We start from the raw sequence: 26,424 nt of genomic DNA, 5'->3' as shown, positions 1-26,424 counted from the left end.
ATAACCGTTTCCGCCCGGGGCGCTTAGGGGCACTGACCCGGACTATTCTCGACGATCGGAGCATAGGTGCTCGTCGTATGTCGTATCTTACGGACACTGGTGTTCATCCCAACCTAAGTGACCGATGGCTTCCGGCGAAGTCTGTGACGCACATTGCACGAAAATCGACACCCGGTGTTCGGGCCGCACAGATCACGCCCGCCGGCGGATATGATGGATTCGCATTTCCAACTCAAAGCCATCGCGAGGTATGTGTGACGCAGGTTGTCAGTATCAGCTCCCTCAAGGGCGGGGTCGGCAAGACCTCCGTCACCCTGGGATTGGCTTCGGCCGCGGCCGCGCGTGGGCTGAGCACCCTGGTCGTGGATCTCGATCCGCACGGGGACGCGAGCACGGGGCTTGCCGTCTCGACTCACACCTCCGCGGGCGCCGACGCCGCGACGGTGCTTCGCACCCCCAAGAAAAGGTCCATCGAGGCCGCCTGCGTCCCGGCGGGCTGGACCACCTCACGTGCCTCCGGCCGGCGCCCGCGCCTCGACGTGATCGTAGGCTCCTCAGGGTCGGTGGCATTCGACCATCTGCCGCCCACGCGGAAGAATCTGAGCCGGCTCCGAACCGCCCTGGGCGCTACGAATCGATACGACCTGGTGCTCATCGACTGCCCGCCTACCCTGAACACCCTCACGATGATCGCGTGGGCCGCCTCGGAGAAGGTCCTGGCGGTCGCCGAACCGAGCCTGTTTTCCGTGGCCGGCACCGAACGAACCATGCGGGCCATCGCTCGTTTCGAGTCGGAAAACGAGTTCAAGGTCCAGGCCGCGAGCGTCGTCGTGAATAAGGTTCAGCCCGATTCGGAAGAGCATCGCTACCGGATCGAGGAGATGCAGGGCATGTTCGGCAAGCTCATGGTCTCCCCCACGATCGATGACACGACCGTCTGGCAGCAGATCCAAGGCTCGGCCTCGCCGGTGCATTCCTGGTCCGAGGATGACTCCGCGGCCTCCATGGCTCAAGCCTTCGACACCATCCTCGGGGGCCTGATCAAGGGCTAACCCCACGGGCGAGGGCCGCCGATTACCAACCACGGCACAACAAAGGGCGATCCGTTGGCACGGATCGCCCTTTGTGTATCTTCACGAGGCACGGGCCCCGAAGGGTCCCGATGGCGCCGTTCTAGCCGGCGGCGTTTCGACGCGCGGCCCGTCGGGCCGACAATTCGTCACCCGGGAAGTCTTCCCCGGCCTCTTGCTGCAGGGGCGCACGCATGTCCTCCCCCGGCATCGTGGAGAGGTTGTTCTCGAGCTCGCGCCATACGCGGCCCACGGCGATACCGAAGACGCCCTGACCGGCCTGCACCAGGTCGATGACCTCGTCCGGCGACGTGCATTCGTAGACGCTCGCGCCATCGGACATCAAAGTGATCTCTGCCAGATCCTCGACGCCGCGGGTGCGCAGATGTTCCACGGAGGATCGAATCTGCTGCAGTGAGACCCCGGTGTCCAGGAGTCGCTTGACGATCTTCAGAACGAGGACGTCGCGGAAGGAATACAGGCGTTGCGTGCCGGAACCTTTGGCACCGCGAACGGTCGGCTCCACCAGCTTGGTCCGCGCCCAATAGTCCAGTTGCCGGTACGTTATTCCGGCCGCCTTACACGCCACGGGCCCTCGATAGCCGATGTTTTCGTCCAGGGCCACGAGGTCCTCGTCGAAGAGCATCCCCTGGCGACCTTTCGGAGGGGACGGGACGATGTCTTCCATGCCGGGAAGTTGCTGCTCGTCGAAGGCCGGGGAATCAGCCAAACGCAACTCGTCCGCACGCGTGTTCTTCAGGCGATCCCGTCGTGGGTCGTCGTGCGATCCATTCTGGCCCACGCGGGTCCTCCTTCAGTTCCGGGGAAGTCATCGGTCGTTGTAGACGCTAAAGCCATCCCCGAGGCGGGTCAAAGATATTTGACCGTGTCTCAGAGGCGACCTCTAAGGTTTGAGTGATTCGCATTGATGAATGCGAGTGCGCTTCACTCTACCAAGACTTCTCCACCTGATCCGCGACCAACGTGGCGTGAAGATTGGTGCACAGGGAAGAAATTTCGCGCGCGGTCTGTGAGGCCTTCTCCTGCGAACGCGCGTCCCGGCGGCTGGCCAAGGGAGCAACCGCCTGCGTCACCAGCGCGACCTCGCGGTCGGCCGCCGCGCGGAACGGTCGAAGATGACGCGGCTGCAGCCCGTGGGCCGTCAACCGCGAACACAGCTCCGTCACCTGAACCGCCAGTTCGTCGAACGTGCCGTCCTCGTTCTCTTCGATCAGCCCGTAGGTGATCAGTTCCCGAAGCATCGGTAAGTCCACCGAGGTCTTCCGAGACAGCTCACGGATGGTGAACCGCCGCGACTGCCGGGGAAGAGCACCAACGGCCGAGGCGTCCTCGGCCTGGCTCGACGCCGTGTCCTCGGGGAATCCGCGTCTCTCGAGGTCCTCGACCTTGGCCTTGATGACCTTGAGCGGCAGATACTGGTCCCGCTGCAGGGTCAGCACGTACCTGAGCCTCTCAATGTCCCGGCTCGAGTACTTTCGATACCCGGTATTGGTCCGTTGCGGAAAGACCAGCCCGCGATCCTCCAGAAAGCGGATTTTGGACGCGGTGAGTTCCGGGAAAGACTCCCCCAGATGACTCAGCACCTGCCCGATGGTCTTGTCCTTGGTTTCCGCGGGGGTCTCTGTCGAGTCCTCCGCGGGTTCGTGGTCGGTTGTCGACATCGGGGCGCCGCCTACTGAGCGTCGCTCGTGTAGTAGATGAAGGCGAACTTTCCGATGCGCACCTCATCCCCACTCTTCAGCGTCACGTGGTCGACGCGATCTCCGTTCACGTAGGTGCCGTTCAGCGACCCCACATCGGTCAGGTCGAATCGGCCGGCGTTGAACTGGAACAGCGCGTGCCGACGAGACACGGTGACGTCGTCGAGGAAGATATCCGCCTCGGGATGACGGCCCGCGACGATGCCCTCGTCGCTGCTGCCGTCCTGTGCCATGCTCGCATCCAGCAGGAAACGGGCACTGTGCTGAGGGCCTTCCTGGGCGATCAGGAGGGCCGACTCGGCCGGGAGGGCCTTGATGGCCGCGATTTCTTCTTCGGCCAATTTGCGCTGAGGCGCGGCGTTCGGGCTCGCGGCGGTGAGACCGAAGGCCGTCGTGTCAGGGCTCGGCTCGTGATGTTCAGACATGTTTTCCCCTTTGTGTCATATGGGCGCCTTTGCGCCGAAAAGGCCCGACGGTCAGGGCTGAGGGCACCCTCTCGTCGAGCTCGCTGTGGTGATGCGACTCGTCATCGCGCTTCCGCTCGAGATCATCGCATCGTGGTCCAACCTTGGACCTGCACCTGAGACTTAAAGTCTAGCCTGCATCACTGAAAAGGTCTTCCGGCCCACCGGTGAAAACCCGGGGTATTCACCGAGACCTTGTGGACTAGCCGATTTCAGCTTCGTAGGCCGACGCGTCGAGCAGGCCTTCCAACGCCGCCGGGTCCTCGGGACGAATTTTCACGAGCCATCCTTGCCCGTACGGGTCGGCGTTGAGAACTTCCGGAGCGTCGCCCAGGGAGTCATTGACCTCGACGATTTCGCCAGTGACGGGCATGTAGAGGTCTGAGACAGACTTGGTGGATTCGACCTCGCCGAAGGACTCCCCCGCCTCGTGCCGGGAGCCTGCCTCGGGAAGGTCGACGTAGACGACATCGCCGAGGGCGTCCTGCGCGTGATCGGTGATGCCGACGGTCACGAGCCCGTCTCCGTCGGGGCGAGAGATCCACTCGTGTTCTGCGGTGTACGACAACTCAGTGGGGACGTTGCTCATGAGGCGCCTCTCGGTGAAATTGGTGCGACAGTGGATGAAAAATGGTGCCGATGCCGCGACAAGCGGCACCGGCACCATTATTGCATGGAGCACGTCTCCCCGGGGGCTAGATCACAGCGTCCGAGAAGTGGTTCGGGTTGCCGAACCGGTGTGCCGTGATCGAGACCGCCTGCTCGTGCAGGAACGGCAGCATCTCGATGCGTCCCGCCTCGGTGACCGGGTTGTGGTAGACCGCAACGTCCGGGCGGCCGCCGAGGGCCTCGAAGACCGAACCGTGGTCGTCGCCGATGTAACGGATCCGGCACCCCTCGAAGCGCGTTCCCACGAGTCCCGCGGGCTTGATGTTGCGGATGCCCCGCAGCGAGGTTCGCCAGGCGTCATCGGTCTCGACCGTGATGTTGACGCCCGCCGTCTCCAAGGCACCCCGTACGTAGACCGGGATCTGGTTGGCCACGGAGAGATCCACCGGCGCTTCCGCAGCCAGACCGGCCGCGACGACCCGCAGCGTCTCGGCAAGAGAGGCCGTCGAGTCCGCGCGGACGTGGACGCTCTGGGCAACGTAGCGCAGGATATTCCGCTCGATGCCCAACTGCGACGGATCGTGGTGAACACCGAACTCGGTGGCCCAGGCCTCGGCGTCCGAGGACGCCGACCGCGAGAGGAATTCGATCTCCTCGCGCGTCAACGCGTGGGGCTCCCGCGCCCGGTTCAGCAGGTCGCGCGCCTTCTCGTTGGAGGGCGAGGCGATTGCGGTGGCGTTCTTCGATGTCCAGTCGCCGAGGGCGATCAGGTAGTTGGGGCCACCGGCCTTGGTTCCGGTCCCCACGGTGGACTTTTTCCATCCGCCGAAGGGCTGGCGCCGCACGATCGCACCGGTGATGCCCCGGTTCACGTACAGGTTGCCCGCCTGGACGCGGTCCAACCACAGCGACAGCTCGTCGGAGTTCAACGAGTGCAGGCCTGCGGTCAGCCCGTACTCGGGCGCATTCTGCAGCTCGATGGCCTCTTCCAGGCTGTTGGCGGTCATGACACCCAGGATCGGCCCGAAGTACTCGGTCAGGTGGTATTCGCTTCCGGGCTTCACGCCGGAGCGAACGCCGGGCGACCAGAGCTTACCGGTCTCGTCGAGCTGTCGAGGCTCGATGACCCACTGTTCACCCTCGCCCAGGGTCGTCAACCCGCGCAGGAGCTTGCCCTCGGGCGCCTTGATGACAGGGCCCATCTCGGCGCGAATATCCGTCGGGTAGGCAATGTGAAGGGACTTCACGGCGTCGATGAGCTGGTTACGGAAACGCTCGGAGGTCGCGGCCGAACCGACCAGGATCACGGTCGAGCAGGCCGAGCACTTCTGCCCAGCGTGCCCGAAGGCCGAGTTCACGACGTCCTTGACCGCGAGGTCGAGGTCGGCGTTGGGCGTCACGATGATCGAGTTCTTGCCCGAGGTCTCGCCGAAGAGCGGCAGATCCTTCCGGAAAGAACGGAAGAGCTCCGCGGTCTCGTAGCCACCGGTCAGGATCAGGCGGTCGACGTCCGGGTGCGCCACGAGCTCGCGCCCGAGGTCCCGCTCGGAGAGCTGGACGAGCTGCAGAACCTCGCGCGGCACGCCCGCTTCCCACAGGGCGTCGGCGATCACCGCACCGCAGCGCTTGGATTCACCCGCCGGCTTGAACAGCACGGCCGATCCCGCCGCGAGCGCGGCGAGGGTCGATCCGGTCGGGATGGCCACCGGGAAGTTCCACGGCGGGGTCACCACGGTGACCTTGCTCGGGTGGTACTCGGCGCCGTCCACCGTCTCGAGGGCTTCCGCCAGGTCCGCGTAGTAGTTTGCGAAGTCGATGGCCTCGGAGACCTCGGGGTCTCCCTGGTCCAGCAATTTACCGGCCTCGGAGGCCATGACCTCGAGGAGATCCGCGCGCTTGGCGCCGAGCACGCGGGCCGCCTTGCGGAGCACCTCGGCGCGTTCACGTGCCGGGCGGGCGCCCCACTGCTCACCGGCCTGCTTGGCGCGGGCAACGGCTTCCTGGACCTGATCGGCCGAGGTCAGCACGGAGTCCTGGACGAGCTGGACGCCGAGCTGGGAATTCTCCGCGCGCTGCAGAATGGCCTTGCCCCACTCGCGGTTGTGCGCGAGGGACGTCTCCGTGTCGGGGGTGTTGTCGAAGGAGTCACCGGGGGTGTAGACGTTCTCGACCGTCTCTTCGCTGCGATTCTGCCGACGGTTCGGGGCGGGGACCTCGTCCGTGACCTTCTCCAGGGATCGCTCGAAACGGGCGCGTTCGCGGTCGAAGAGGAACTGGCTGTCGTTCAGGTCAAAAATGGCCGACATGAAGTTCTCGCTGGAAGCGTTCTCCTCGAGCCGGCGCACCAGGTAGGAGATCGCGACGTCGAATTCCGAGGGGCGCACGACCGGCGTGTACAGCAACAGCTGCCCGACGTCGCGACGAACGACCTCGGCCTGCTGGGCCGCCATGCCGATGAGCATCTCGTACTCGACGTCGTCGAGGACGCCCCGGTGCTTGGCCAACAGCCAGGAGAACGCGATGTCGAAGAGGTTGTGACCGGCCACGCCCAAGCGGATGTTCTTGGTGTGCTCGGGGCGCAGCGCGTAGTCGAGCACGCGCTTGTAGTTGGTGTCCGTGGCTTCCTTGGAGTCCCAGGTGGTGAGCTCCCACTTGTGGACGATCGCCTCGACCATTTCCAGGGAGAGGTTGGCGCCCTTGACCAGACGGACCTTGATGCGCGAACCGCCGTTGGCCACACGCTCGGCCGCCCACTTCTGCAGCCGTTCCATGGCCGCCATGGTGTCGGGCAGGTAGGCCTGCAGGACGATTCCGGCCTCAAGGTTCTTCAGGTGCGGCTGGTCGAGGATCCGGGTGAAGACCTCGATCGTCATGTCGAGGTCCTTGTACTCTTCCATGTCCATATTGATGAACTTGGGGGTTCCGGCCTGGGCCGCGTACTCGTAGAGAGGGGTCAGGCGCTCGACCGCGCGACCCACCACGGCGTCGAAAGACCACGGTGAATGAGGCCCGGAGACCGAGGAGACCTTGATCGAGACGTAGTCGACGTCGTCGCGCCGCAACAGGCGCTCGGTCTCGCGAAGGCGGTGCTCGGCCTCGTCGTTGCCCAGGACGGCCTCGCCCAAGAGGTTGATGTTGAGCTTGTTGCCGCCTGCGGTCAGGTGCTTGATGGCGGGACCGAGCTTTTCGTCTCGAGCGTCAACGATCAGGTGGCCGACCATGTCCCTCATGGCCTTCCGGGCGAGCGGAATGGTGGGCCAGGAAAGCTTGGGCGCCACGACGCCGCCCGCCCTCACGGCCGCCCGCAGGTGCGGGGGGAGGAACTTCGGAACGATCGGGGCCAAGCGTCCGAGATTGCGACCGGCGGCCGCATCGTCCTCGGGTCGAATGACCTCGTCGACGAATCCGACCGTGAACTCGAGACCGTGAGGATCCTTGAGCACGCCCGCAAGCTGCGACGCGGCTTTGTCCTCGGGGATATCGCGGGAAGCGTCCAGCCAGCCCTTGACGATGTCGCCGGCTTCTTGGGCCATAGCCTCGTATTCAGCGGAAGCGAAAGGATTCGATGACAAGAGTGCCTCCTTTAAAAGCATGGGGTGCCGGGGCCGGGCCCAGGCGAGATCGCGTCATCATCGACGCGTACGCGCGTCGCGCGTCGTTCCCCAGTATGTACCATGATTTAGGTAAGCAAAAGTTACAGGAACTTACGCGTACCCAACAGAATCTCTAAAGAATGGGAAGCCATGCTCGACGTCAAGAAGCTGCGAGTTCTCCAGGAGCTCTCGCACCGCGGCACCCTGTCCGAAACGGCCGACGTTTTGGGCTACACGCCGTCGGCGGTCTCCCAGCAATTGGCCGCCCTGGAGAAGGAATGCGGGCATCGGCTCCTGCAAAAACACGGTCGCAGCGTGACCCTGACGCACAAGGCCCGAACCCTGGTGCATCACGCCGAAAAGATCCTTCACGAACTCGAGCTCGCACAGACGGCCTTGGAATCCACGGACGAGACGCCGGCAGGCACCATCCGGCTGGCCATTTTCCAGACCGCCGCGATGGCCCTGCTGACCCCCACCCTCGAGGCCCTCGCGACCTCGTATCCTCAACTTGAGGTCGAGGTTCTCCAGCGGGAACCGGAGGCGGCCCTGGAACACACGCACCTACGCGACGTCGACCTCGTCGTGGCCGAGCAGTACCCGCATCGGGCGGTCCGGGAATTTCAGGAGCTCGATTCGCGTCCCCTCAACGAGGACCCGGTGATGCTCGCGGTACGCCCGGAATCGGATATTCAGTCCATCACCGACGCGGCCGGGGCGTCGTGGGTCATGGAATCGCGAACCAATGCGAGCCGCAGCTGGGCGCAACACGTGTGCCGGACGGCCGGTTTCGAGCCTCGCGTGACCTTCGAGTTCAACGACGTCCGCGCGCACATCGACCTCGTCGAGCGCGGCCTCGCGGTCGCCCTTCTCCCGGGTTTTGCGTGGGCGGGGACCATACCCCGGGTGCGGCTCATCGAATTGCCGAACCTCCCCCACCGGAGGGTCTTCACCTCCGCCCGACGAGACACGGCCCGTCGGCCGGCCATCGAGGCCGTGCGAAGGGCCCTGGAGGAGTCGGCTCGCCAGGTCAAACTCCTGTGAGTCTCAGCCCCTCGCGCCGGTGATCTTGTCGAGAAGGATCTTGGCCGTCAGCGCGTCGACCACGAGATCCGTGACGGCCCGCGCCCGAAGAGCACCGAGCAACGCGGCGGCGCGATGCGGGCCGGACACCACGCACAACCGGCGGTTAATGCGGGACAGCTCCATGGGCGTCGGCCCGGTGGCTCGCCGATTCATCTCGATGTCCTGCCAGGTGCCGTCTTCCCTCATCAGAACGGTGCAGATATCACCGACCACACCCTCCCGCGCCAGGACCGCGAAATCGGCCTCGTCGAGGTATCCGGAACTGTAGACGTGCGAGGGAAGCGGACCGTTAATGGCACCGACCCCGAAGAGCGCCACGTCCGCCTGGGCCTGAAGGGCCAAGACTCCTCGGATGCTGCGTTCACGCCACATGGCCTGCTTGGTGTCCGCGTAGTCGAAGAACGCCGGCACCGGAAAATGCACGATCTGCGACCCGAAGGCTTCCGCGACCGAGCTGAGGATGGCGCCGGTATAGGGAATCCCCGAGCGACGGGCATTGCCGGCGCCGTTGAGTTGGACGACGACGGAGTCGCGAACCTTGCGAGGAACCAGGTGTCTGGAAAGCTCCGTCACGGTCGATCCCCAGGCGACACCCAGCGTGGTTCCTGGCTCCATGAGCCGGTCCAGCTCCGAGGCCGCGACGCGAGAGACCTGTTCCATCTGATGGATGGGCGAGGAACTCCCTCGCACGGGAACCACGTGGGCGTTGATCTCGAAGTGCTTTTCCAGGCGCGACCCGAGCTCGTCGCCATGGCCAGGTGGGTCTCCCAGCGTGATTCTGACGAGGCCGGTGTCCCTGGCGTGCTTGAGCAGTCGAGACACCGTGGCCCGGGAGACCTCAAATTCCTTGGCCACGAAGTCCATGGTCTGGTCCTGCAAGTAATACATGGTCGCGGCCTTGTGAGCCAGGTCATCACGTTTGTTCATGTCACCACTACCCCAACTGCACGTTCGTTCATTGGTGCTGATCATTCTTTCATATTCGACTAGAACGGACTCAGGACGTCACGAGTGTTATCCCACCACGGCGTCGCCGGACCACCGTCGTCAGCTTCTAGGAGATGTCATGAAAATTGCCGCAACCCACCTGTCCGCGGAAACTCGCGCACGGGCTCTTGACGAGATGAGCGATGCCGAGGGCGTCGACATCTTGGTCATCGGCGGCGGGGTCACCGGGGCCGGCATCGCCCTCGACGCCGCGACCCGCGGCCTGCGCACCGCCGTCGTGGACGCCGGCGACTGGGCCTCCGGGACCTCGGCCTGGTCGTCGAAGTTGGTGCACGGGGGCCTGCGCTACCTGTTGAACCTGGACTTCAAGCTCGTCGCCGAGGCCCTCAAGGAGCGCGGATTGCTTCTCACGAGCCTCGCCCCGCACCTGGTCAAGGCGCAGCCGTTCCTGTGGCCGCTGAAGATGCCCGTGATCGAGCGGAGCTACTCCGCCGTCGGCATCGGCATGTACGACGCCATGGCCATCGCGGGCGCCCACGGCAAGAAGACCGTGCCCACCCAGAAGCACTACTCCAAGAAGGGCGCCAAGCAGCTCTTCCCCGATATCAAGGACAACGCGCTGACCGGCGCCATCCGTTTCTACGATGCGCGCGTCGACGACGCCCGCCTGGTCATCGACCTCATCCGCACCGCCGCCGGCTACGGCGCCCTCGCCGCCAGCCGCACCCAGGTGACCGGCCTGATCAAGTCCGAGACCGGCCGCGTCATCGGCGCCAAGATCACGGATCTGCGAACACAGGAAGTCCGCGAGGTGCGCGCCAAGCACGTCATCAACGCGACCGGCGTGTGGACCGAGGAGACCGAGTCCCTGGCCGGCGAGGAGCGGGGCCTGGAGGTGCTCGCGTCCAAGGGCGTGCACATCGTCGTTCCCCGCGAACGCATCAATGCCCAGACCGGTATCTTCCTGCGGACCGAGAAGTCCGTTCTCTTCATCATCCCGTGGCAGCGTTACTGGGTCATCGGCACCACGGACACCCCGTACGACCAGGACGTCGCGCGTCCCGTCGCCACGGCCAAGGACATCGACTACATCCTCGATCACGCCAACGCGATCCTGGACAAGCCCCTGACCAGGGACGACATCATCTCCACCTACGCGGGCCTGCGGCCGTTGTTGCAGCCCGGCGTCAAGGGTGACGATTCGACGCAGTCGACCAAGGTCTCCCGTGAACACACCGTCGCCGAGGTCGTCCCCGGCATGTCCGCGATCGCGGGCGGCAAGCTGACGACCTACCGGATCATGGCCCGGGACGCCGTGGACTTCGCCCTCGGGTCGGTCGCCGGTGCGCGCCCGTCCGTGACCGAGGACATCCCATTGGTCGGGGCCCAGGGATACCACGCGGCCGTGGCACGCGCGGGCCAGATCGCCGAAGAATTCGGCTGGACCGCCGCACGCGTGGACAGCCTGCTGGATCGTTACGGTTCGGAGATCGACGACGTCATCGACCTCATTCGTGAGGACCCCGAGCTCGGCAAGCCGCTGACCCACGCGCCCATGTTCCTGCGAGCCGAGGTTCTGCTCGCGGTGCGCCACGAAGGCGCTCTTCACCTGGAAGACGTCCTGATGCGTCGCGTTCGCCTGGATTTGGAGCAGCGCGATCGTGGCCTCTCCAGCGCCGACGAGATCCTCGAGATCATGGCCGCCGAGCTGGGGTGGACCGCCGAGGACCGGAAACGGGAACTCGACAACTATGCCCAACGCGTCGAGAACATCGCCCGCGCCGAGGAACAGAATGACGATCGCGGCGCCTCCGAAACCGTGACCGCCGACCCCGAGATCATGCCCCGCAAGGTCTTGGGCGGAGAATAACCCCTCCGGGCGCCGGAGCGAGACGCCAACTGGTCTCGCTCCGGCGCTCAGCACCACCAATCACCACCCGCCGGGAAACTCCCGGTGATGAGATAGAGACAGGCACGATGACGTGCCGGAAAGTAGCAGCATGGCCGCTTCAGTTCTTGCCGCAGATCCCACGGGAATTCTCGGTATCGCACCCGATCTCATGAAGGACGGTGTGCCGACGACCCTGGGGATGTTCACCTCGGAGTTCGCCGGGACCCTGATCCTGGTCCTCCTTGGTTGCGGCGTCGTCGCCGGGCAGGTCCTCCCCCGCACCAAGAACCACGCCGGTGGGTGGCTCATGGTCGCCTTCGGCTGGGGCCTCGGCGTCTACGCCGGCGTCTACGCTGCCTACGCCACGGGCGGGCATCTCAACCCCGTGGTGACGCTGTCCTTCTGGGCCGCCCATAAGGACCTCGCGGAGGGCATCCCCGCGACCGCCGGTAACGTCTTCATCTACATACTGGCCCAGCTCATTGGCGCGATCCTCGGTGCGATCCTGGTCTTCCTGACGCACAAGAAGCACTTCGATCTCGAGGCGCCCGCGGCCGATAAGCTCGGAGTCTTTTCGACCGGTCCCGAGATCCGTTCCTACGGTTGGAACTTCCTGACCGAGATCTTCGCGACCTTCGTCCTCATCGCCTTCGTCCTGTTTTCCGACAAGACGCCCAGCGAAGTCGGCCCGCTCCCCGTGGCCCTCGTGGTTCTCGCCATCGGCATCTCGCTCGGCGGACCCACGGGCTACGCGATCAACCCGGCCCGCGACCTCGGCCCCCGCATCGCACACGCGATCCTCCCGATCCGCGGCAAGGGCTCGTCCGACTGGTCCTACGCCTGGGTTCCGGTCTTCGGCCCGATCGTCGGCGGCCTTCTCGCCGCACTCGTCGTCCCCCTCCTCGTGTCCCTCTAATGTCCCCGGCCGCAAAGATGCGACCATTCAGGAAAGGCACAAACCATGAACTCCACTAAGGATGAGACCAGGAACAACGCCCTGTTTTCCAAGACTATGAATACTGAAAAGAAATACATCCTCGCCATCGACCAGGGAACCACGAGCTCCCGGGCCATCCTCTTCGACAAGAAGGGCCAGATCAAGACGATCGGCCAGCACGAGCATCAGCAGATCTTCCCCAAGGCGGGCTGGGTCGAACACGACCCGGAAGAGATCTGGCGCAACGTGCGCAAGTCCGTCGCGGACGCATTCTCCGACGTGGAGGTCAACCACCACGACGTCGCCGCGGTCGGCATCACCAATCAGCGTGAAACCGCCGTGGTGTGGGATAAGAACACCGGCAAGCCGATCTACAACGCGATCGTTTGGCAGGATACCCGCACCCAGGCCATCTGTGACGAGCTCGCCGGCGACGAAGGGTACGACAAGTACCACGATCGCGTCGGCCTGTCCCTGAACACCTATTTTGCCGGCCCCAAGGTGAAGTGGATCCTCGACAACGTCGAGGGAGCCCGGGAGAAGGCGGACAACGGCGATCTCCTCTTCGGGACCACGGACTCGTGGGTCCTGTGGAACCTGACCGGCGGAACCGACGGCGGCGTCCACGTCACGGACGTCACCAACGCCTCGCGCACGATGTTGATGAACCTGCGGACCCTCCAGTGGGAAGAAGATATCGCCAAGGACTTCGGCATTCCGATGTCGATGCTCCCGGAGATCAAGTCTTCCGCCGAGGTGTACGGGTACGGGCGAGCACGGGGATTCCTCCGAGGCACCCCGATCGCCGGAATCCTGGGCGACCAGCAGGCGGCCACCTTCGGCCAGGCCTGCTTCGAGTCCGGGCAGTCGAAGAACACCTACGGCACCGGCAACTTCATGCTCATGAACACGGGCAAGGAACCCGTCTTTTCCGACAACGGCCTGTTGACCACTGTCGCGTACAAGATCGGCGAGGACGACACGGTCTACGCCCTCGAGGGCTCGATCGCCGTCTCGGGATCCCTGGTTCAGTGGCTACGGGACAACCTCGAGCTCATCCAGGACGCCTCCGAGACGGAAGCCTTGGCGACCTCGGTCGAAGACTCCGGCGGGACCTACTTTGTCCCCGCGTTCTCGGGCCTGTTCGCGCCGTACTGGCGCCCGGACGCCCGCGGCGTCTTGGTCGGCATGACGCGCTACGTCAAGAAGGCCCATATCGTCCGTGCCGCGCTCGAGGCGACCGCCTTCCAGACGCGCGAGGTGATCGACGCGATGAACGCCGATTCCGACGTCGATTTGACGGAGCTGCGGGTTGACGGGGGCATGACCGCCAACGAATTCCTCATGCAGTTCCAGGCCGACCTGTTGCAAGTTCCGGTGATCCGCCCCAAGGTCGTCGAGACGACCGCTCTCGGCGCCGCCTACGCCGCGGGCATCGCGGTCGGGTTCTGGGACGGCGAACAGGACGTCGTCGAGAACTGGCAAGAGGATAAGCGCTGGACCCCGAAGATGGAGGTCAAGGAGGTCGAACGCCAGTATCGCCTCTGGAAGAAGGCCGTCCAACGCACCCTCGATTGGGTCGACGAGGACACCCAGAGCTAAACCGCGTATCGATCGGTGGTGACGCGCCCGCCGGCCCCAGCCTCCCGCTCCCCGCCGGAGGCCGGGGCCGGCGGGCGTTTTTCATTGGACCGGTTGGCTCCTGGTTAGATGAGGGGCACCCCCGAAACATCGATCCCATCAGAGAAAGCAGGCCGACGATGAGCGACCCTCCCGCTGGGCTCTTCTCGGACGACGTCTTGTCCAGGGGCCCACAAGAGATCGTGCCGGGAGTCGTACACATCCCCGCCTGGCTCAGTGGTGAGCAGCAACGGTGGCTCGTGAAGCAGTGGAGTCAATGGGGCCGCGGGCCCATCCCTCCGCATTCTCCCCTCATCCACGGACATCCGATGTCGGTGCGCATGACCTCGTTGGGATGGCACTGGGACGACACGGGTCTGAAGAAGCAGGCGCGCGAATTTGGTGGCGCCTCTCCCCTCCCGGTCCCCGAGTGGGTCGTCCGCATGGGACGACGAGCGCTGAGCGACGGCCTGCGCCGGTCCATCGCTCCGGGGTGGCCGGGGTTCGAGGACCGAGAGCTTTTCCGGTGGGCCGAGACGTATACACCCGACGTCGCCCTCATCAACTACTACGACCCGGACGCCTCGATGGGAATGCATCAGGATAAGGACGAAGACTCCGCCGAACCGGTCGTGAGTCTCAGCGTCGGGGATACGGCGCTATTTCGCGTCGGCAATCCACAAACCAGGAACAAACCCTACCGAGACGTGCGCCTCGCGTCCGGCGACCTGATAATTTTCGGAGGACCCAGCCGGTACATGTTCCACGGTGTACCGAAGATTTTCCCGGGGACCGCCCCCGAGCATTCCCCCGTGGCTCGTGGACGGTTCAACATGACCTTGAGAATGACAGGACGACACTCATGAACGACGCTTCGGCACCGCGGGAAACCGCGAAACCTCCGGTCAGGACCCCTTGGGGGAACGGCAGCGCGATGATGCGCGATTACTATGACCACGAGTGGGGGCTGCCGGTCACGACCGAGGCCGGGCTGTACGAGCGTGTGTGCCTGGAGGGTTTCCAGGCGGGACTCTCGTGGGCGACCATCTTGTCCCGACGCGAGGCTTTTCGACAGGCGTTTGAGGGCTTCGACCCCGAGATCGTCGCCGGCTTCACCGACGAGGACGTCGAGAGGCTGGCCACCAACGCCGCGATCATCCGCAGCCGTGCCAAAATTCGCGCGGCCGTCGGGAATGCCCGGGCCACCCTCGCCCTGAGGGATCTCGACGATCCCCGGCTCGCCGGATGGTGCCTGCCCCTCACGGACGGAACGGTCCTGGAGATCGACCCCGGCCTTCCGTCCCTCATCTGGTCCTACGCTCCGTCCACGACTCCCGAGCCGGGTTCGATGGCCGACGTGCCGACCCAGTCGCCCGAGTCGCGGGCCCTGTGCAAGGAACTCAAGAGTCTCGGTTTCTCCTACGTTGGCCCGACGACCACCTATGCGCTCATGGAGGCGATCGGCATGGTCGATACGCACTGGGTCGAGAGCCACCAACGCGGCGCCTCCCGGATCTTTTCTCCGGAAGCGCGCCGCGCCGAGTTGATACCGCGATCCGGCAGCGCGAATCGCCTGACCGATGATTAGTCGGTGCCGAGGGTGATGTCTTCGGCTTCCTCGATCGCCGATTCCTGAGGCTTCTTCGCGACCAGGTGATGCCCGGCGCAGGCCAGGACCACGATCGCGATGACCAGGGTGCACACGGCCATCCAGTACGGAGCTCCGACGCCCACGGCGTCGGCTACGGGACCGGCCACGGCCGGGGCGATCGCGCCGCCGATGAACCGAACGCCCGAATACGTCGAGGACGCAATCGACCGGGGAAGGCTCGTGGCTTCCATGACGGTTTCCGTCAGTGCCGTATTCATCACGCCCTGGAACAGGCCAGCGATGACGATGAAGACGATCAGGGCGACAAGCGATGTATGGAAAGTTGCCGCCAAGACCATCGTGACCGCGAGCAGGCCGAGCATCGCGAAGAGCACGGGGCGCAGACCGAAGCTTCTGGTGAGCAGCGGGGCCAGGAAGACCGAAGCCACGGCCAGTGCCAGCCCCCAACCGAAGAACACGAAGCCCAGCTCATGCGCACCAAACTCCATGCCGCTCTTGGCCGCGGTGGCCTCGAGTGGGTACGGCGAGTAGGCCAAGAGCACGAAGAACGCGAAATTGTAGAACAGAGCGGTGAAGGCCAGGGCACGCAGGGCCGGGTCCTTGAGGGCAACGAATCCGGCCGTGAAGTTGTGCTTCTCGACCGGTTGTCCGGAGCCCTTCTGGGGTGAGCGAAGCAACGTGACGATCGCGATGAAGCCGACGGCCATGAGGGCCGCCGTGCCGAAGAACGGGCCGCGCCACGAGATCGATCCCAGGAGGCCCCCCACGAGCGGACCAACGGCCATGCCGATACCGAGCGCCGCTTCGTAGAGCATGATGGCCTGGGAGCTTCCGCCCGCGGCCGCACCCACGATGGCCGACAGGGCGGTCGAGATAAACAGCGCGTTGCCGAGCCCCCAACCCGCACGGAATCCGATGATCTCACCGACGGAGCCGGACGCGCCGGCCATCGTCGCGAAGACGATGATCAGGACCAACCCGATGAGCAGGGTTGTCTTGATGCCGATTCGACTCGAGACCCAACCCGTGAAGAACATCGCGATGCCGGTGATGAAGAGGTAGCTGGTGAACAGCAACATCGTCTGCCCGGCGGTGGCGTCGAGCTCCTGGCTGATGGCCGGAAGAATCGGATCCACGAGGCCGATACCCATGAACGAGACCATGCACGCGAAGGCGATGGCCCACACGGCAATGGGCTGTTTGAACATCGAGGGTTTGTCGGGCTGCGGCGGTTTTCCTGCCGATCCGGCCCGGGCGTCGACGACCGGGTGCGTTCCTGTGGGGGTACTGGTGGTCATGCGAGTCATTGCCTCCTGGCGAAGCCCGCAGCGAATGCCCGCGGCGCTTCATATTGCATAGCTATATTTTTGGAGAAAAAAATACCGTCGGAGCGAGGCCGCCCGGTGGGCAGCGCATGCGCGGGGATTGTCATGTCAAGCCCCGCGCACTCACCCCTACGGCTTCGAGTTGTCGAGCTCATTCGCGACGGAGTCGAAAATCGCGGCTGCTCGCCACAGGATTTCCCGCTCTTCATCCGTCAAGTGCGCAATGGCCGGCTGAATCTTCTGCGTGGCCTTCCGGCGGAAGTCGTTGAGAACTTTCTTACCCAAGACCGTCACCTCCATGAGCTGCGCCCGCCCGTCATAGGGATCGGGCTGGCGGCTCACGAGACCTTCCACCTCGAGCCTTTTCAGCACACCCGTCATCGTCGGTTGCGTGATGTGTTCCGCCGAGGCGAGGTCCCCGATTCGCATGGGACCGCTCATCGTCAGGTTGGACAGCACGCGCAAGACGATGGTCGATCGCTCCCGGCCGCTGTGACGGGACGCGGCGCGCACAAACCGGCTCGCCGAAACGATGAGGCCCGTTGCCCTCCGCGACTCACTCTGAGTGAGCTTCTCGGAAGCGGACGACGGACGCGGCAGGTGCGAAGCTGACATGCTCATCATGATACCCCAATTTATATAGCATTGCTAATTATTCCCAGGGGGAACCATCGGCCGCGGCCAGGTGAGGCCGAATGATCGTGTCCCAAATCCTCGCATTCGAGCCACGAAAAGCCCCCATGTGGCCGACCGAGGAAACCCCCAACTCACGTGGTGCGTACCGAAAATGTCTCCGGTCGGATCCGCGGTAGAACCCCAGCAGAGTTTTCAGCGCGGCCTTCGACATGACGATGTCATCCTCGAAGGAAATGGATGTGATGGGTACCGTGATAGCGGAATATCTCGGCGCCAACCACGGCCGTTCGCCCAATATATAACGCGGGTATGCGACCCAGCGGGTCCACTGGCTCATCACTCCAGGCGGCAGATTCCCGAAGAACCGCAATTTTCGCCCCGGATAATAGCCGCACACTCTTTGCGCCACCGGTCCGACCAGGAAAAACATCGCCGCACCGGGCACGGCGGTTTGCCACGGGGATTTCCACCCGGACCCCACACCCGTGGCGACAAAAATACTCTTTGTTACGCCGTGGTCTCCGGCAAGGCCCAAAAGCTGGCCGCCGAGACTATGCCCGATCCAGGTGACGGGCAGCCCGGGAAGCGCGTCGAGAATCCAGTCGATAACGACACGGCAATCCCGACCCCAGTCCATGATGTCCACGGGCGAATCTTTCAGCGCGCCGTCGTACGAATCCCCGTAGCCCGAATAGTCGAAGGTCACCGCCACGAATCCCCGGTCGACGAGCCATCGGGCAAAGGAGTTGTAATGCCTAGACCTCGTCGCGATGGCCGGAACCACCAGGGCCACGCCGCGGGCCGCCTCCGGCGACCCCCACACGCTGACCGCGAGGGGTAGGTCGTGCGATCCCCGCAACCACACCCTGCGAGGCTCGATCTTGGGCTCGCCGCGCTCTTCCCGGGGAGGCTCGACCATGTGACATGCTCCTTAGACGGCGACCGGCACGCCCGCGGGCGCGTCCATTCTGAGACCCACGTCTCAGCCTGATGGTTCACGATACCGGCAGTATCGAAAACATTCCACAGGCGAGGTCCCCGCCCGTCCCCGAGCAGAAGAGGTTTCTTGTGACCCGCACGTTCCGCCAAGTCGACGTCTTTGCCCCGGGCCCCCTGCCGGGCAATCCGGTGGCCGTCGTCCACGACGCCGAAGGGATGAGCGATTCCGATATGCTCTCCTTGGCCCGCTGGACGAACCTGTCCGAGACGACCTTTCTGCTCGGGCCCCGGTCCCCCGAGGCCGACTACAGGCTCCGCATCTTCACCCCGGCCGGAGAACTACCGTTTGCGGGGCACCCCACCCTGGGATCGGCCCATGCCTGGCTCGAGGAGGGCGGCGAGCCGCGGGACGCCGGGGCCCTCGTCCAAGAATGTGAGGCCGGCTTGATCACGCTCAGGCCGACGGGCGGGCGCCTGGCCTTCGCCGCTCCACCGCTGACCCGCTACGAAGACGCCGTCCCCGAGATCCGCCAGGCGGCCGTGAGGTGCCTGCGGATTTCTCCCGAGCGGGTGCGTAGCATCCGCTGGATCGACAATGGGCCCGGCTGGCTGGGCGTGCTGCTGCGCTCGGCACAGGATGTCCTGGACCTGGAACCCGATATGGCCGCGATCGATGAAAAAGGCTTAAAACTGGGCGTCGCAGGCTTCTTCGACGCCGAGGCGGCTCCGGCCGATATCGAGGTTCGGGCGTTCGTGGGATCCGGCGATGGTCCGGCCGAAGATCCGGTCACGGGAAGCCTCAATGCGGGCCTCGCGCAATGGCTCATGGAGCAGGGGCTGGCGCCGGATCGATACGTTGCGCGCCAAGGAACGCGCCTGGGACGAGGCGGTTTTGTCCACGTCGTCCGCGAGGCGGGCGAGACGTGGATCTCCGGGGCCACGCGAACCGTCGTCTCCGGGCACATTGATTGGTAGCCCGCCCGGAGGCGTGACGGGCCGATAGCCGGGCCGCCCACCCGCGTCAAGCACGGTGGGCGGCCCGGCTATGCGTCGCGTCGGCCCCGAGCCACACGACGCGCTTGCTTTACTTGCCCTCGGGGTCGATCCGCACGATCATCTTCCCCTTGTTGGCGCCTTCCATCATCGAGATGAATGCGTCAACGGCGTTGTCGAGCCCGTCGATGACGGTTTCGTCGTACTGGATACGGCCTTCGGCAAACCAGCCGCTCATGGCCTCGCGGAATTCGCCGGCGTATTGCATGTAGTCACCCACGATGAACCCCTTGAGCATCAGCGACTGCTTGACCATATTCGCCATGTTGTCCGGGCCGACCGGCTTGTCGGTGACGTTGTACTGGCTGATGGCCCCGCACAGGGCCGCCCGGCCGTGACGGTTCAGCACGTCCATCGCGGCCTCCAGGTGGTCACCGCCGACGTTGTCGAAGTAGACGTCCACACCGTTGGGTGCGGCGTCGGCCAGTTGCTCGCGGATCGGTGCCTTCTTGTAGTTGAGGGCGACGTCGTAACCGTACTTCTCCGTGAGCAGGGCGGTCTTCTCGTCGCTCCCGGCGGACCCGATGACCTGCGAGGCCCCGAGGAGCTTGGCGATCTGGCCCACCGCGGTACCGACGGCACCGGCGGCACCGGAGACGAACACGACGTCGCCTTCGGTCAGCCCGGCGACCTTGGTCAGGCCCATATACGCGGTCATGCCGGTCAGCCCGAGCATGCCGAGATATACCGAGAGCGGAGCTCCGGTGATCTCGGGGACCTCGCGGAACTCGTCCGCCTGGCCCTGGGCAAGATCCCGCCAACCCTGCTGGTGGAGGACGAACGCCCCTTCCTGCAGGTCGGGGCTCTTGGACTCGACGACCCGCCCGACAGCGCCGCCGGTCATGGTCTCGCCGACCTCGAACGGGGCGACGTAGCTCTTCGCCGCGGACATCCGCCCGCGCATGTAGGGGTCGACGGACATGAACAGGTTGCGCACCCGAACTTCGCCATCGGCGAGCTCGGGAAGATCGACCGTGACGGTCGAGAAATTCTCGTTCGTGGGCCAGCCGGTGGGCCTCGAAGCGAGCTGAATTTGCGTGCTGACATTGGTGGACATGATGCGGTTTCCTCTCGACGGATTTTCTCGAGCGACTATACTTCTTGACACCCCTATCCCCTACCCGAATACGCTCTCGATGAATCACACTCTGCAGGACCTCAGGGCCTCGTTACACCAGCTGGACGGTAATGGATACGGCGCCTATAAGCGCCTGAAGGGGACGTACGACGCCGGGTCCTTCGACCTGGTGATCGATCATGTCCAATCGGACCCGTATGCGCCGCCGTCGGCTCTTCGGGTGATCCTTCCGCTGCCGAAGACCTCGGTCCCCGCCGAGGCGGTGGACGGCCGGAGGCGATGCATCGCCGTCGCGGACTTTCTCGCCCGCGACATCACGGGGCTGCTGTGCGGATGTTCTTATCGGGGGCTCGGCATGACCAAGCCCGGCCAGGAAATTCTGGAGCGGACGAGCGTCGTCGTGACCCCTCGAACCATCGAGGTGCGGATGAGCGCGTCGCTTCCCGCGGCCGGCCGACGCATCAAGGGTCGGGCCGCCGCCCACGTCCTCACGGATGACCTTCCGGAGCTGGTTCAGCGCTCCGCGATGTTGGACGGGATGGATGTCCCGGCCCTCGAGGACCACGTGAACCAATACTTGGACCAGCGCGCCCTCCAAGATCAGCTCACCGAACGTGGGTTGGTCTCGTTCGTCGGGGACGGTTCCGTATTACCGCGCTCCTCCGGGGATTCCGATCTACCGCTGCGATCGGGCGTGCCGTTCCGGTCGCCGGAGGCCTTCCGAGAGACTTTCGACCTTCCCTCGGGTCGGCAGGTCACGGGCATGGGCGTCCGACAAGGAATTACGGTGATCGTCGGCGGCGGATATCACGGCAAATCGACCCTGCTTCGCGCGATGGAGCGCGGCGTATACCCCCACGTGGGTGGAGACGGACGGGAATGGGTGTTGACCGCGCCCGATGCCGTGTCCATCCGGGCCGAAGACGGCAGGTCGGTGGTGGGGGCCAACATTTCCCCGTTCATCTCGAACCTCCCCTCGGGGACCGACACCTCCCGATTCACCACGACCAACGCCTCGGGCTCGACCTCGCAGGCCGCCAACCTGGCCGAGGCCCTCGAGGTCGGCACCACGTTATTGCTCATCGACGAGGACACCTCGGCGACCAATTTCATGATCCGAGACCCCGCGATGCGAGCGCTCGTGCCGGCCGGCGCCGAGCCGATCACGCCCTTCGTCGAACGGGTCCGGCCCCTGGCCGAGGAAAAGAACATCTCCACCGTGCTGGTCGCGGGCGGCACGGGCGCGTTCTTCCGCGTCGCCGATCACGTCATCGCGATGGACACCTATGTCCCCTCGGACGTCACGGACCGCGCCCACGAGATCGCCGCGACATTCTCCACCGAATCCGAGACGACGCCGACCGCGGCAATTTTTGGCGAGGAGCATCGCCGGGTCCCCCATCACGACGCGCTATCTCCTTCGGACAAGAAGAAGCCGGCCCGCGGCCGGGGGCGCGAGTCGATTCAGCTCGGCCGTCAGGACATCGACCTCGCCTACCTCGCCCAGCTCGTGGATTCCTCCCAAACCCAGGCGATTGCGCTCTGCCTGGAGGCCATGGCCCGCAACCTCGATGGATCGCGCGACCTGGTCGAGGCCGCCGCCCAGGTCACGTCGCTGATCGACCGGGAGGGCCTCGACGCGTTGACCGGCAGGGGCAGTCCCCGCGGGGACCTGGCGCAACCCAGGATCCAGGAGGTCCACGCCGCCGTGAGCCGCTACCGGAAGCTCAAGCTTCGGTGACCGGCTCGAAAAGGTAGGGTCAGCTCCACTGTGGGAGGCCTGCCCGATCCGTACCGTGGGAGACATGGCACTCAAAAGATCACGTCACCAGAAAGTCATCGCCGGAGTCTGTGGAGGGATAGCCCAGGCTTTGGATTGGCCGCCCAACCGGGTCCGGCTGCTCTTCATCCTGTCGTTTTTGATTCCCGGCCCGCAGGCGATTTTCTACCTGCTCGCCTGGATCATCATCCCCAAGGAGGACCGCTTCTGAGCGACCCCGCTTCCACCCGCGACCTGACGGGCTCTCCGTGCGTGCCTACTAAACCTCGGCACGCACGCCGCCGGCTCGCACCACGGATCGGCGGGGACCCGATCCGGTGAGCCATCCGTCCGCGATCGAACGTCGCCAGGTCTGGGTATACCTGGCGGCCGCGGGGCTCGGTCTGGGGCTGGGCCGTCTGGCTCCCCCGGTCTCACCGGCGGCATCCGGCCTGGTGTGGCCGGCACTGGCCCTGCTCATGTACGCGACCTTCACGCAGATTTCCCCGACCTCTATTCGCGACGCGTGGACCGACCGGCGGTTCCACATCGCGGCATTGCTGGCCAATTTCGTGGTGGTTCCCGCGTTCGTCGCCCTTCTCCTGCGGTGGGCACCGGACGATCCCGCCGTCAGGCTGGGCATTCTCATCACGCTCGTGGCCCCGTGCACCGACTGGTTCATCACGTTCACCCACCTCGGACGCGGAAATGCGTCTCATGCCGCCTCCCTAGCGCCGCTGTCGATGATCGTCCAATTGCCCTTGATCCCTCTCTACGCCCGCCTCCTCGGGCCCGAAGGCACAACCCTGCGTCTTGGCCCCCGCGAAATCCTTCCGGCCGCCGGGGTGATCGTCCTGCCCCTCCTCGGTGCGTGGCTCATGCAGGCGAGGTTGCGCTCGAGGTCTTCGCGCGCCGTCGGCCCCTGGTCGGGCCCGGATATCGAGAGCCGCTGGAGAACGCGCTGGGCCTGGGTTCCGGTTCCCGCACTGGCGCTGGTGATCCTCCTGGTCATGACCGCGCACGTCAACGACGTCGCGCACGCCGCGGGCGTGATCCCCAGGGTCGGCGGCGTCTACGTTGCCTACCTGGCAGGGGCGCTCTTCATAGCGAAGGGGCTGAGCCTGATGTTCAGGCTCAGCCCCTCGGGCTCCCGGACCCTCGCGTTCAGCGTGGGAACCAGAAATTCATTTGTCGTGTTGCCGCTCGCCCTGTCCCTGCCCCAGGGGTGGGAGCTGACGGCGGTGGTCGTCGTGCTTCAGTCGCTGATCGAGCTGCTCGGTATGATCGCGTATCTCTGGATCGTCCCGCGGCTCGTCTTTCGCGACCGTCCGCCGAAGACCGCCTAGGCCTTGGCGCTCTGCACAGGCTCGAAGGTCGGCAATTGGCCGGTCTCTGGAACCTGAGTGCCTCGCAGCGAGGCCCCCTTGGTTTCCTTCATGAACAGCACCGCGATGAAGCCGACGAGGCACGCGCCCATCATGTAGAAGGCCGGGACCAGGTCGTTGCCCGTCGCCCCGATCAGGGCCTCGTTGACCATCGGCGAGGTCCCGCCAAAGATCATCGTCGAGACGTTGTACGCGATGGCGAATCCGGCGTACCGAACCGGCGCCGGGAACATCGCGGGGAACGTGGCCGAGATGGTGCTCAGCTGCGGAATGTACAGCAGGCCGAGGACCGCGAAGCCGAGGAGGGCAAACCAGAAGCCCTGCGCCATGAGCATGTACATCGGCACGGACAGGACGAAGAGCGCGATCAGCGAGACAAACCACATGGGTTTACGTCCGACCTTGTCCGAGAGGGCACCGCCGAAGGGCATGACCAGCATCATCGCGAACTGGGCGATGAACATGACCGTCAGCGTCGTAGAACTTTCCATGCCCACGGAACTCTCCAGGTAGGTCGGCATGTAGGTCAACAGCGTGTAGTTGACGACGTTGACCGCGACGACCAGTCCAAAGACGATGGCCATCTGTCCCTTGTGGTTCGCGAAGAGGTCCTTGAGACCGCCGCCCATCGAGCTTTCTTTCTGGTTGTCCTCGAGCTCCTCGAAGATCGGCGATTCCGACAGCTTCGAGCGCAGATACCAACCGATCAGGCCGAGGGGGCCGGCGACGAGGAACGGCAACCGCCATCCCCAGGCCATCATGGCCTCGTTGCCGAGGGTGAGCTCGCCGACGAGAACGATCAACGAGCCGAAGGCAAAGCCGGCGAGCGTTCCGAACTCCAAGAAGCTACCGTAAAATCCGCGTCGCTTATCGGGCGCGTATTCGGCCATGAAGGTCGCGGCGCCGCCGTACTCACCGCCGGAGGAAAATCCTTGAATCACTCGCAAGACCGCAAGGAGGATCGGCGCGAGCACACCCACCGTGTTGACGTCCGGCAGGACACCGATCAGGAACGTCGCGCCGGCCATGAGAACGATGGTCAGCGCGAGCACGCCCTTACGCCCCATCCTGTCGCCGATCGGACCCCAGACCATGCCTCCGATGGGACGCATGATGAACGACAGGGCCAGCAGGGACAGGGTCCAGAGCTGACCGTTCTCGCCGGGAAAGAAGTGCTGGGTGAGGTAGGCCGTGGACACCGCGTACAGACCGTAGTCGAACCACTCGGTGGCATTGCCGATGGCCGAGGCGCCGACCGCCTTCCGCACGGTCTTCAGGTCAGGCTCGATGGGTGCCGGCCCCGTGCCCGGCTCGGTCACGTTGGTGTGGCTTGCGTCGATGCGTCGTGGCGATTGATGTGCCATTCATTTTTCCGATGCTGTGGTTTCGCGGAAATCCGCTGTCGATAGGTCATTTCGACGGTAGATTGACGGTCTGTGACAGTCAACACGGATCCCGGCCCCTCGGCCCGGAACGCCGCGGCATAGACGGGAAGTAGGCTGATGAAAATTTTTTTGAAACGTGACCTCACATTCGGGATCCGCCCCGCGACTACCTCGTGATGAACACCAAGATTCCTTTTGAGCTGATCGTGCAGAGGCACGGCCCCACCGTGTGGCGGGTCTGTCGGGCCCTGCTCCGTTCCCCTCAGGACGCCGAGGACGCTTGGGCCGAGACCTTCGCGGCCGGCTTCAAGGCATGGCCCAACCTTCCGGGATCGACCAATGCGGAGGCCTGGCTCGTCACGGTCGCCCGTCGCAAGGCCATTGATGTGGCCCGCGGAAATACCCGTCGGGCCATTCCCGCGGAGGAACTCCCCGAGGCCGGAGAGCGCCTGAGCGCTTCCTCCCCCGAGGACCCGGAGGACGCCGCGGTGCGCCGCGACGACGTCGATCGCCTCTGGGACGCGGTGCACCGGTTGCCCGAGGGCCAGCGCCTCGCGGTGACCCATCACCATCTCGGTGGGTTCACCTACCGGGAGGTCGCGGAAATCATCGGTGGAAACGAAACCTCCGTGCGTCGAGCCGCGGCGGACGGAATGAAGAATTTGAGAAAAAATTCCCGGGAGATCACGGAGGGCGAATATCATGAATGACACGCATCAATTTCCGGAGGAGCTCTTCCCGATCAGGCCGGAGGAAATGCGTCAATTGCACGGACTATTGGAGAAAAAATTGGGCACCGACGAGATCGACATTTCCTACCGAACCGTGGATTCGCCGCTGGGCCCGCTGATGCTGGCCGCGAGCGCCGAGGGCGTGATCCGCCTGGCCTTTGACCGGGAGGGGTTCGATCGGGTCCTCGAGTCCTTGGCCGAGACCGTGAGCCCGAGGATCCTGGAGTCCGCGCGCCGGCTCGAGCAGCCGGCCCGTCAACTAGAGGAATACTTCGCCGGGGCGCGGCGTGAATTCACCCTTCGGCTCGACCGACGCCTGTCTCACGGCTTCCGGGGCACGGTGCAGCAGTATTTGCCGTCCATCGAGTTCGGGGCGACCCTCAGCTATAAGGAACTCGCCGAGCGCGTCGGAAACCCCCAGGCCGTGCGAGCCGTGGGTTCCGCGTGCGCGACGAATCCGCTTCCGATCGTGGTTCCTTGCCACCGGGTCCTCAGATCCGATGGCTCCCTGGGCGGATACCTCGGTGGCCTCGAGGCGAAGCGAGAGCTCTTGCGCCTGGAAGGTGCTCCCGTCCGCTGAAG

At 64.8% G+C, this 26,424-nt stretch carries 24 protein-coding genes; 13 read left to right on the top strand and 11 right to left on the bottom strand.

Features of this window, described 5'->3' with window-relative positions:
- Positions 1 to 254: 254 nt before the first annotated feature.
- Positions 255 to 1,052: a ParA family protein gene (locus CURSPS6_RS02590; RefSeq protein WP_030013918.1), complete on the top strand. Its 798-nt coding sequence runs from the start codon at positions 255 to 257 to the stop codon at positions 1,050 to 1,052.
- Between the two features lie 121 nt (positions 1,053 to 1,173).
- Here the strand turns inward: CURSPS6_RS02590 and CURSPS6_RS02585 are convergent, their stop codons facing one another.
- From CURSPS6_RS02585 to CURSPS6_RS02565, 5 genes are all read right to left on the bottom strand, one after another.
- Positions 1,174 to 1,758, bottom strand: a complete 585-nt coding sequence (locus CURSPS6_RS02585) for a MerR family transcriptional regulator (RefSeq protein ID WP_035810415.1) — start codon at positions 1,756 to 1,758, stop codon at positions 1,174 to 1,176.
- Between the two features lie 262 nt (positions 1,759 to 2,020).
- Positions 2,021 to 2,752: a MerR family transcriptional regulator gene (locus CURSPS6_RS02580; protein ID WP_030013916.1), complete on the bottom strand. Its 732-nt coding sequence runs from the start codon at positions 2,750 to 2,752 to the stop codon at positions 2,021 to 2,023.
- A gap of 11 nt (positions 2,753 to 2,763) precedes the next feature.
- Entirely contained in the window at positions 2,764 to 3,216 is a 453-nt protein-coding gene (locus tag CURSPS6_RS02575; RefSeq protein ID WP_030013914.1) for an FHA domain-containing protein, read from the bottom strand.
- A 241-nt stretch (positions 3,217 to 3,457) separates the two neighbouring features.
- Positions 3,458 to 3,844, bottom strand: coding sequence for a glycine cleavage system protein GcvH (gene gcvH / locus CURSPS6_RS02570; protein WP_030013913.1), 387 nt, complete (start codon positions 3,842 to 3,844; stop codon positions 3,458 to 3,460).
- Between the two features lie 106 nt (positions 3,845 to 3,950).
- Positions 3,951 to 7,457, bottom strand: a complete 3,507-nt coding sequence (locus tag CURSPS6_RS02565) for a bifunctional proline dehydrogenase/L-glutamate gamma-semialdehyde dehydrogenase (protein WP_030013912.1) — start codon at positions 7,455 to 7,457, stop codon at positions 3,951 to 3,953.
- 150 nt (positions 7,458 to 7,607) lie between these two features.
- On the opposite strand from CURSPS6_RS02565, the gene CURSPS6_RS02560 reads away from it, so the two are divergent.
- The gene (locus CURSPS6_RS02560; protein ID WP_030013911.1) at positions 7,608 to 8,501 is read left to right on the top strand and encodes a LysR substrate-binding domain-containing protein; all 894 of its coding nucleotides are present in this window, start codon (positions 7,608 to 7,610) and stop codon (positions 8,499 to 8,501) included.
- Between the two features lie 3 nt (positions 8,502 to 8,504).
- Here CURSPS6_RS02560 and CURSPS6_RS02555 read toward each other — a convergent pair whose 3' ends face one another.
- Positions 8,505 to 9,470, bottom strand: coding sequence for a sugar-binding transcriptional regulator (locus CURSPS6_RS02555; protein WP_030013907.1), 966 nt, complete (start codon positions 9,468 to 9,470; stop codon positions 8,505 to 8,507).
- A gap of 139 nt (positions 9,471 to 9,609) precedes the next feature.
- Between CURSPS6_RS02555 and CURSPS6_RS02550 the strand changes: the two genes are divergently transcribed.
- From CURSPS6_RS02550 to CURSPS6_RS02530, 5 genes are all read left to right on the top strand, one after another.
- A complete protein-coding gene (locus tag CURSPS6_RS02550) occupies positions 9,610 to 11,361 on the top strand; it encodes a glycerol-3-phosphate dehydrogenase/oxidase (protein WP_030013906.1) in 1,752 nt (583 codons plus the stop codon).
- A 190-nt stretch (positions 11,362 to 11,551) separates the two neighbouring features.
- Entirely contained in the window at positions 11,552 to 12,298 is a 747-nt protein-coding gene (locus CURSPS6_RS02545) for an MIP/aquaporin family protein (RefSeq protein WP_030013904.1), read from the top strand.
- Between the two features lie 96 nt (positions 12,299 to 12,394).
- Positions 12,395 to 13,921: a glycerol kinase GlpK gene (glpK, locus tag CURSPS6_RS02540; protein WP_030013902.1), complete on the top strand. Its 1,527-nt coding sequence runs from the start codon at positions 12,395 to 12,397 to the stop codon at positions 13,919 to 13,921.
- Positions 13,922 to 14,079: 158 nt separating this feature from the next.
- The gene (locus tag CURSPS6_RS02535) at positions 14,080 to 14,805 is read left to right on the top strand and encodes an alpha-ketoglutarate-dependent dioxygenase AlkB family protein (protein ID WP_035810134.1); all 726 of its coding nucleotides are present in this window, start codon (positions 14,080 to 14,082) and stop codon (positions 14,803 to 14,805) included.
- Positions 14,802 to 15,527: a DNA-3-methyladenine glycosylase I gene (locus CURSPS6_RS02530; RefSeq protein ID WP_082469982.1), complete on the top strand. Its 726-nt coding sequence runs from the start codon at positions 14,802 to 14,804 to the stop codon at positions 15,525 to 15,527. Before CURSPS6_RS02535 ends, CURSPS6_RS02530 begins: the two co-directional genes overlap by 4 nt.
- Here the strand turns inward: CURSPS6_RS02530 and CURSPS6_RS02525 are convergent.
- From CURSPS6_RS02525 to CURSPS6_RS02515, 3 genes are all read right to left on the bottom strand, one after another.
- Entirely contained in the window at positions 15,524 to 16,849 is a 1,326-nt protein-coding gene (locus tag CURSPS6_RS02525) for an MFS transporter (protein ID WP_082469980.1), read from the bottom strand. The two genes, CURSPS6_RS02530 and CURSPS6_RS02525, sit on opposite strands and share 4 nt — an antisense overlap.
- 156 nt (positions 16,850 to 17,005) lie before the next feature.
- Positions 17,006 to 17,491 (bottom strand): MarR family winged helix-turn-helix transcriptional regulator, encoded by a 486-nt coding sequence (locus CURSPS6_RS02520; protein ID WP_160319768.1) that lies wholly within the window; start codon positions 17,489 to 17,491, stop codon positions 17,006 to 17,008.
- Between the two features lie 37 nt (positions 17,492 to 17,528).
- On the bottom strand, positions 17,529 to 18,431 hold the full coding sequence (locus tag CURSPS6_RS02515) for an alpha/beta fold hydrolase (RefSeq protein ID WP_051687554.1): 903 nt from the start codon (positions 18,429 to 18,431) through the stop codon (positions 17,529 to 17,531).
- 149 nt (positions 18,432 to 18,580) lie between these two features.
- Between CURSPS6_RS02515 and CURSPS6_RS02510 the strand changes: the two genes are divergently transcribed.
- On the top strand, positions 18,581 to 19,426 hold the full coding sequence (locus tag CURSPS6_RS02510; protein WP_030013894.1) for a PhzF family phenazine biosynthesis protein: 846 nt from the start codon (positions 18,581 to 18,583) through the stop codon (positions 19,424 to 19,426).
- A 109-nt stretch (positions 19,427 to 19,535) separates the two neighbouring features.
- On the opposite strand, the gene CURSPS6_RS02505 is transcribed toward CURSPS6_RS02510, so the two are convergent.
- Positions 19,536 to 20,561 carry an NADP-dependent oxidoreductase gene (locus tag CURSPS6_RS02505; RefSeq protein WP_030013893.1) on the bottom strand — a complete coding sequence of 342 codons (1,026 nt, stop codon included), beginning with the start codon at positions 20,559 to 20,561 and terminating at the stop codon, positions 19,536 to 19,538.
- Between the two features lie 79 nt (positions 20,562 to 20,640).
- On the opposite strand from CURSPS6_RS02505, the gene CURSPS6_RS02500 reads away from it, so the two are divergent.
- From CURSPS6_RS02500 to CURSPS6_RS02490, 3 genes are all read left to right on the top strand, one after another.
- On the top strand, positions 20,641 to 22,323 hold the full coding sequence (locus CURSPS6_RS02500; RefSeq protein WP_030013892.1) for an ABC-ATPase domain-containing protein: 1,683 nt from the start codon (positions 20,641 to 20,643) through the stop codon (positions 22,321 to 22,323).
- Between the two features lie 64 nt (positions 22,324 to 22,387).
- Complete coding sequence (locus tag CURSPS6_RS02495; RefSeq protein ID WP_030013891.1) at positions 22,388 to 22,573, top strand: PspC domain-containing protein; 186 nt, start codon at positions 22,388 to 22,390, stop codon at positions 22,571 to 22,573.
- 106 nt (positions 22,574 to 22,679) lie between these two features.
- Complete coding sequence (locus CURSPS6_RS02490; RefSeq protein WP_030013890.1) at positions 22,680 to 23,687, top strand: arsenic resistance protein; 1,008 nt, start codon at positions 22,680 to 22,682, stop codon at positions 23,685 to 23,687.
- Here the strand turns inward: CURSPS6_RS02490 and CURSPS6_RS02485 are convergent.
- The gene (locus CURSPS6_RS02485; protein ID WP_051687553.1) at positions 23,684 to 25,090 is read right to left on the bottom strand and encodes an MFS transporter; all 1,407 of its coding nucleotides are present in this window, start codon (positions 25,088 to 25,090) and stop codon (positions 23,684 to 23,686) included. The genes CURSPS6_RS02490 and CURSPS6_RS02485 overlap by 4 nt on opposite strands.
- 197 nt (positions 25,091 to 25,287) lie before the next feature.
- Between CURSPS6_RS02485 and CURSPS6_RS02480 the strand changes: the two genes are divergently transcribed.
- Complete coding sequence (locus CURSPS6_RS02480) at positions 25,288 to 25,821, top strand: RNA polymerase sigma factor (protein WP_030013887.1); 534 nt, start codon at positions 25,288 to 25,290, stop codon at positions 25,819 to 25,821.
- Positions 25,814 to 26,422 carry a methylated-DNA--[protein]-cysteine S-methyltransferase gene (locus tag CURSPS6_RS02475; RefSeq protein WP_030013886.1) on the top strand — a complete coding sequence of 203 codons (609 nt, stop codon included), beginning with the start codon at positions 25,814 to 25,816 and terminating at the stop codon, positions 26,420 to 26,422. The genes CURSPS6_RS02480 and CURSPS6_RS02475 overlap by 8 nt, the downstream gene beginning before the upstream one ends.
- Positions 26,423 to 26,424: the final 2 nt, after the last annotated feature.

This window comes from Curtobacterium sp. S6 (assembly GCF_000710345.2).
Lineage (GTDB): Bacteria > Actinomycetota > Actinomycetes > Actinomycetales > Micrococcaceae > Rothia.
Note: the sequence above shows the minus strand (reverse complement) of the source record. Positions and strands in the feature narration are given on the sequence as shown.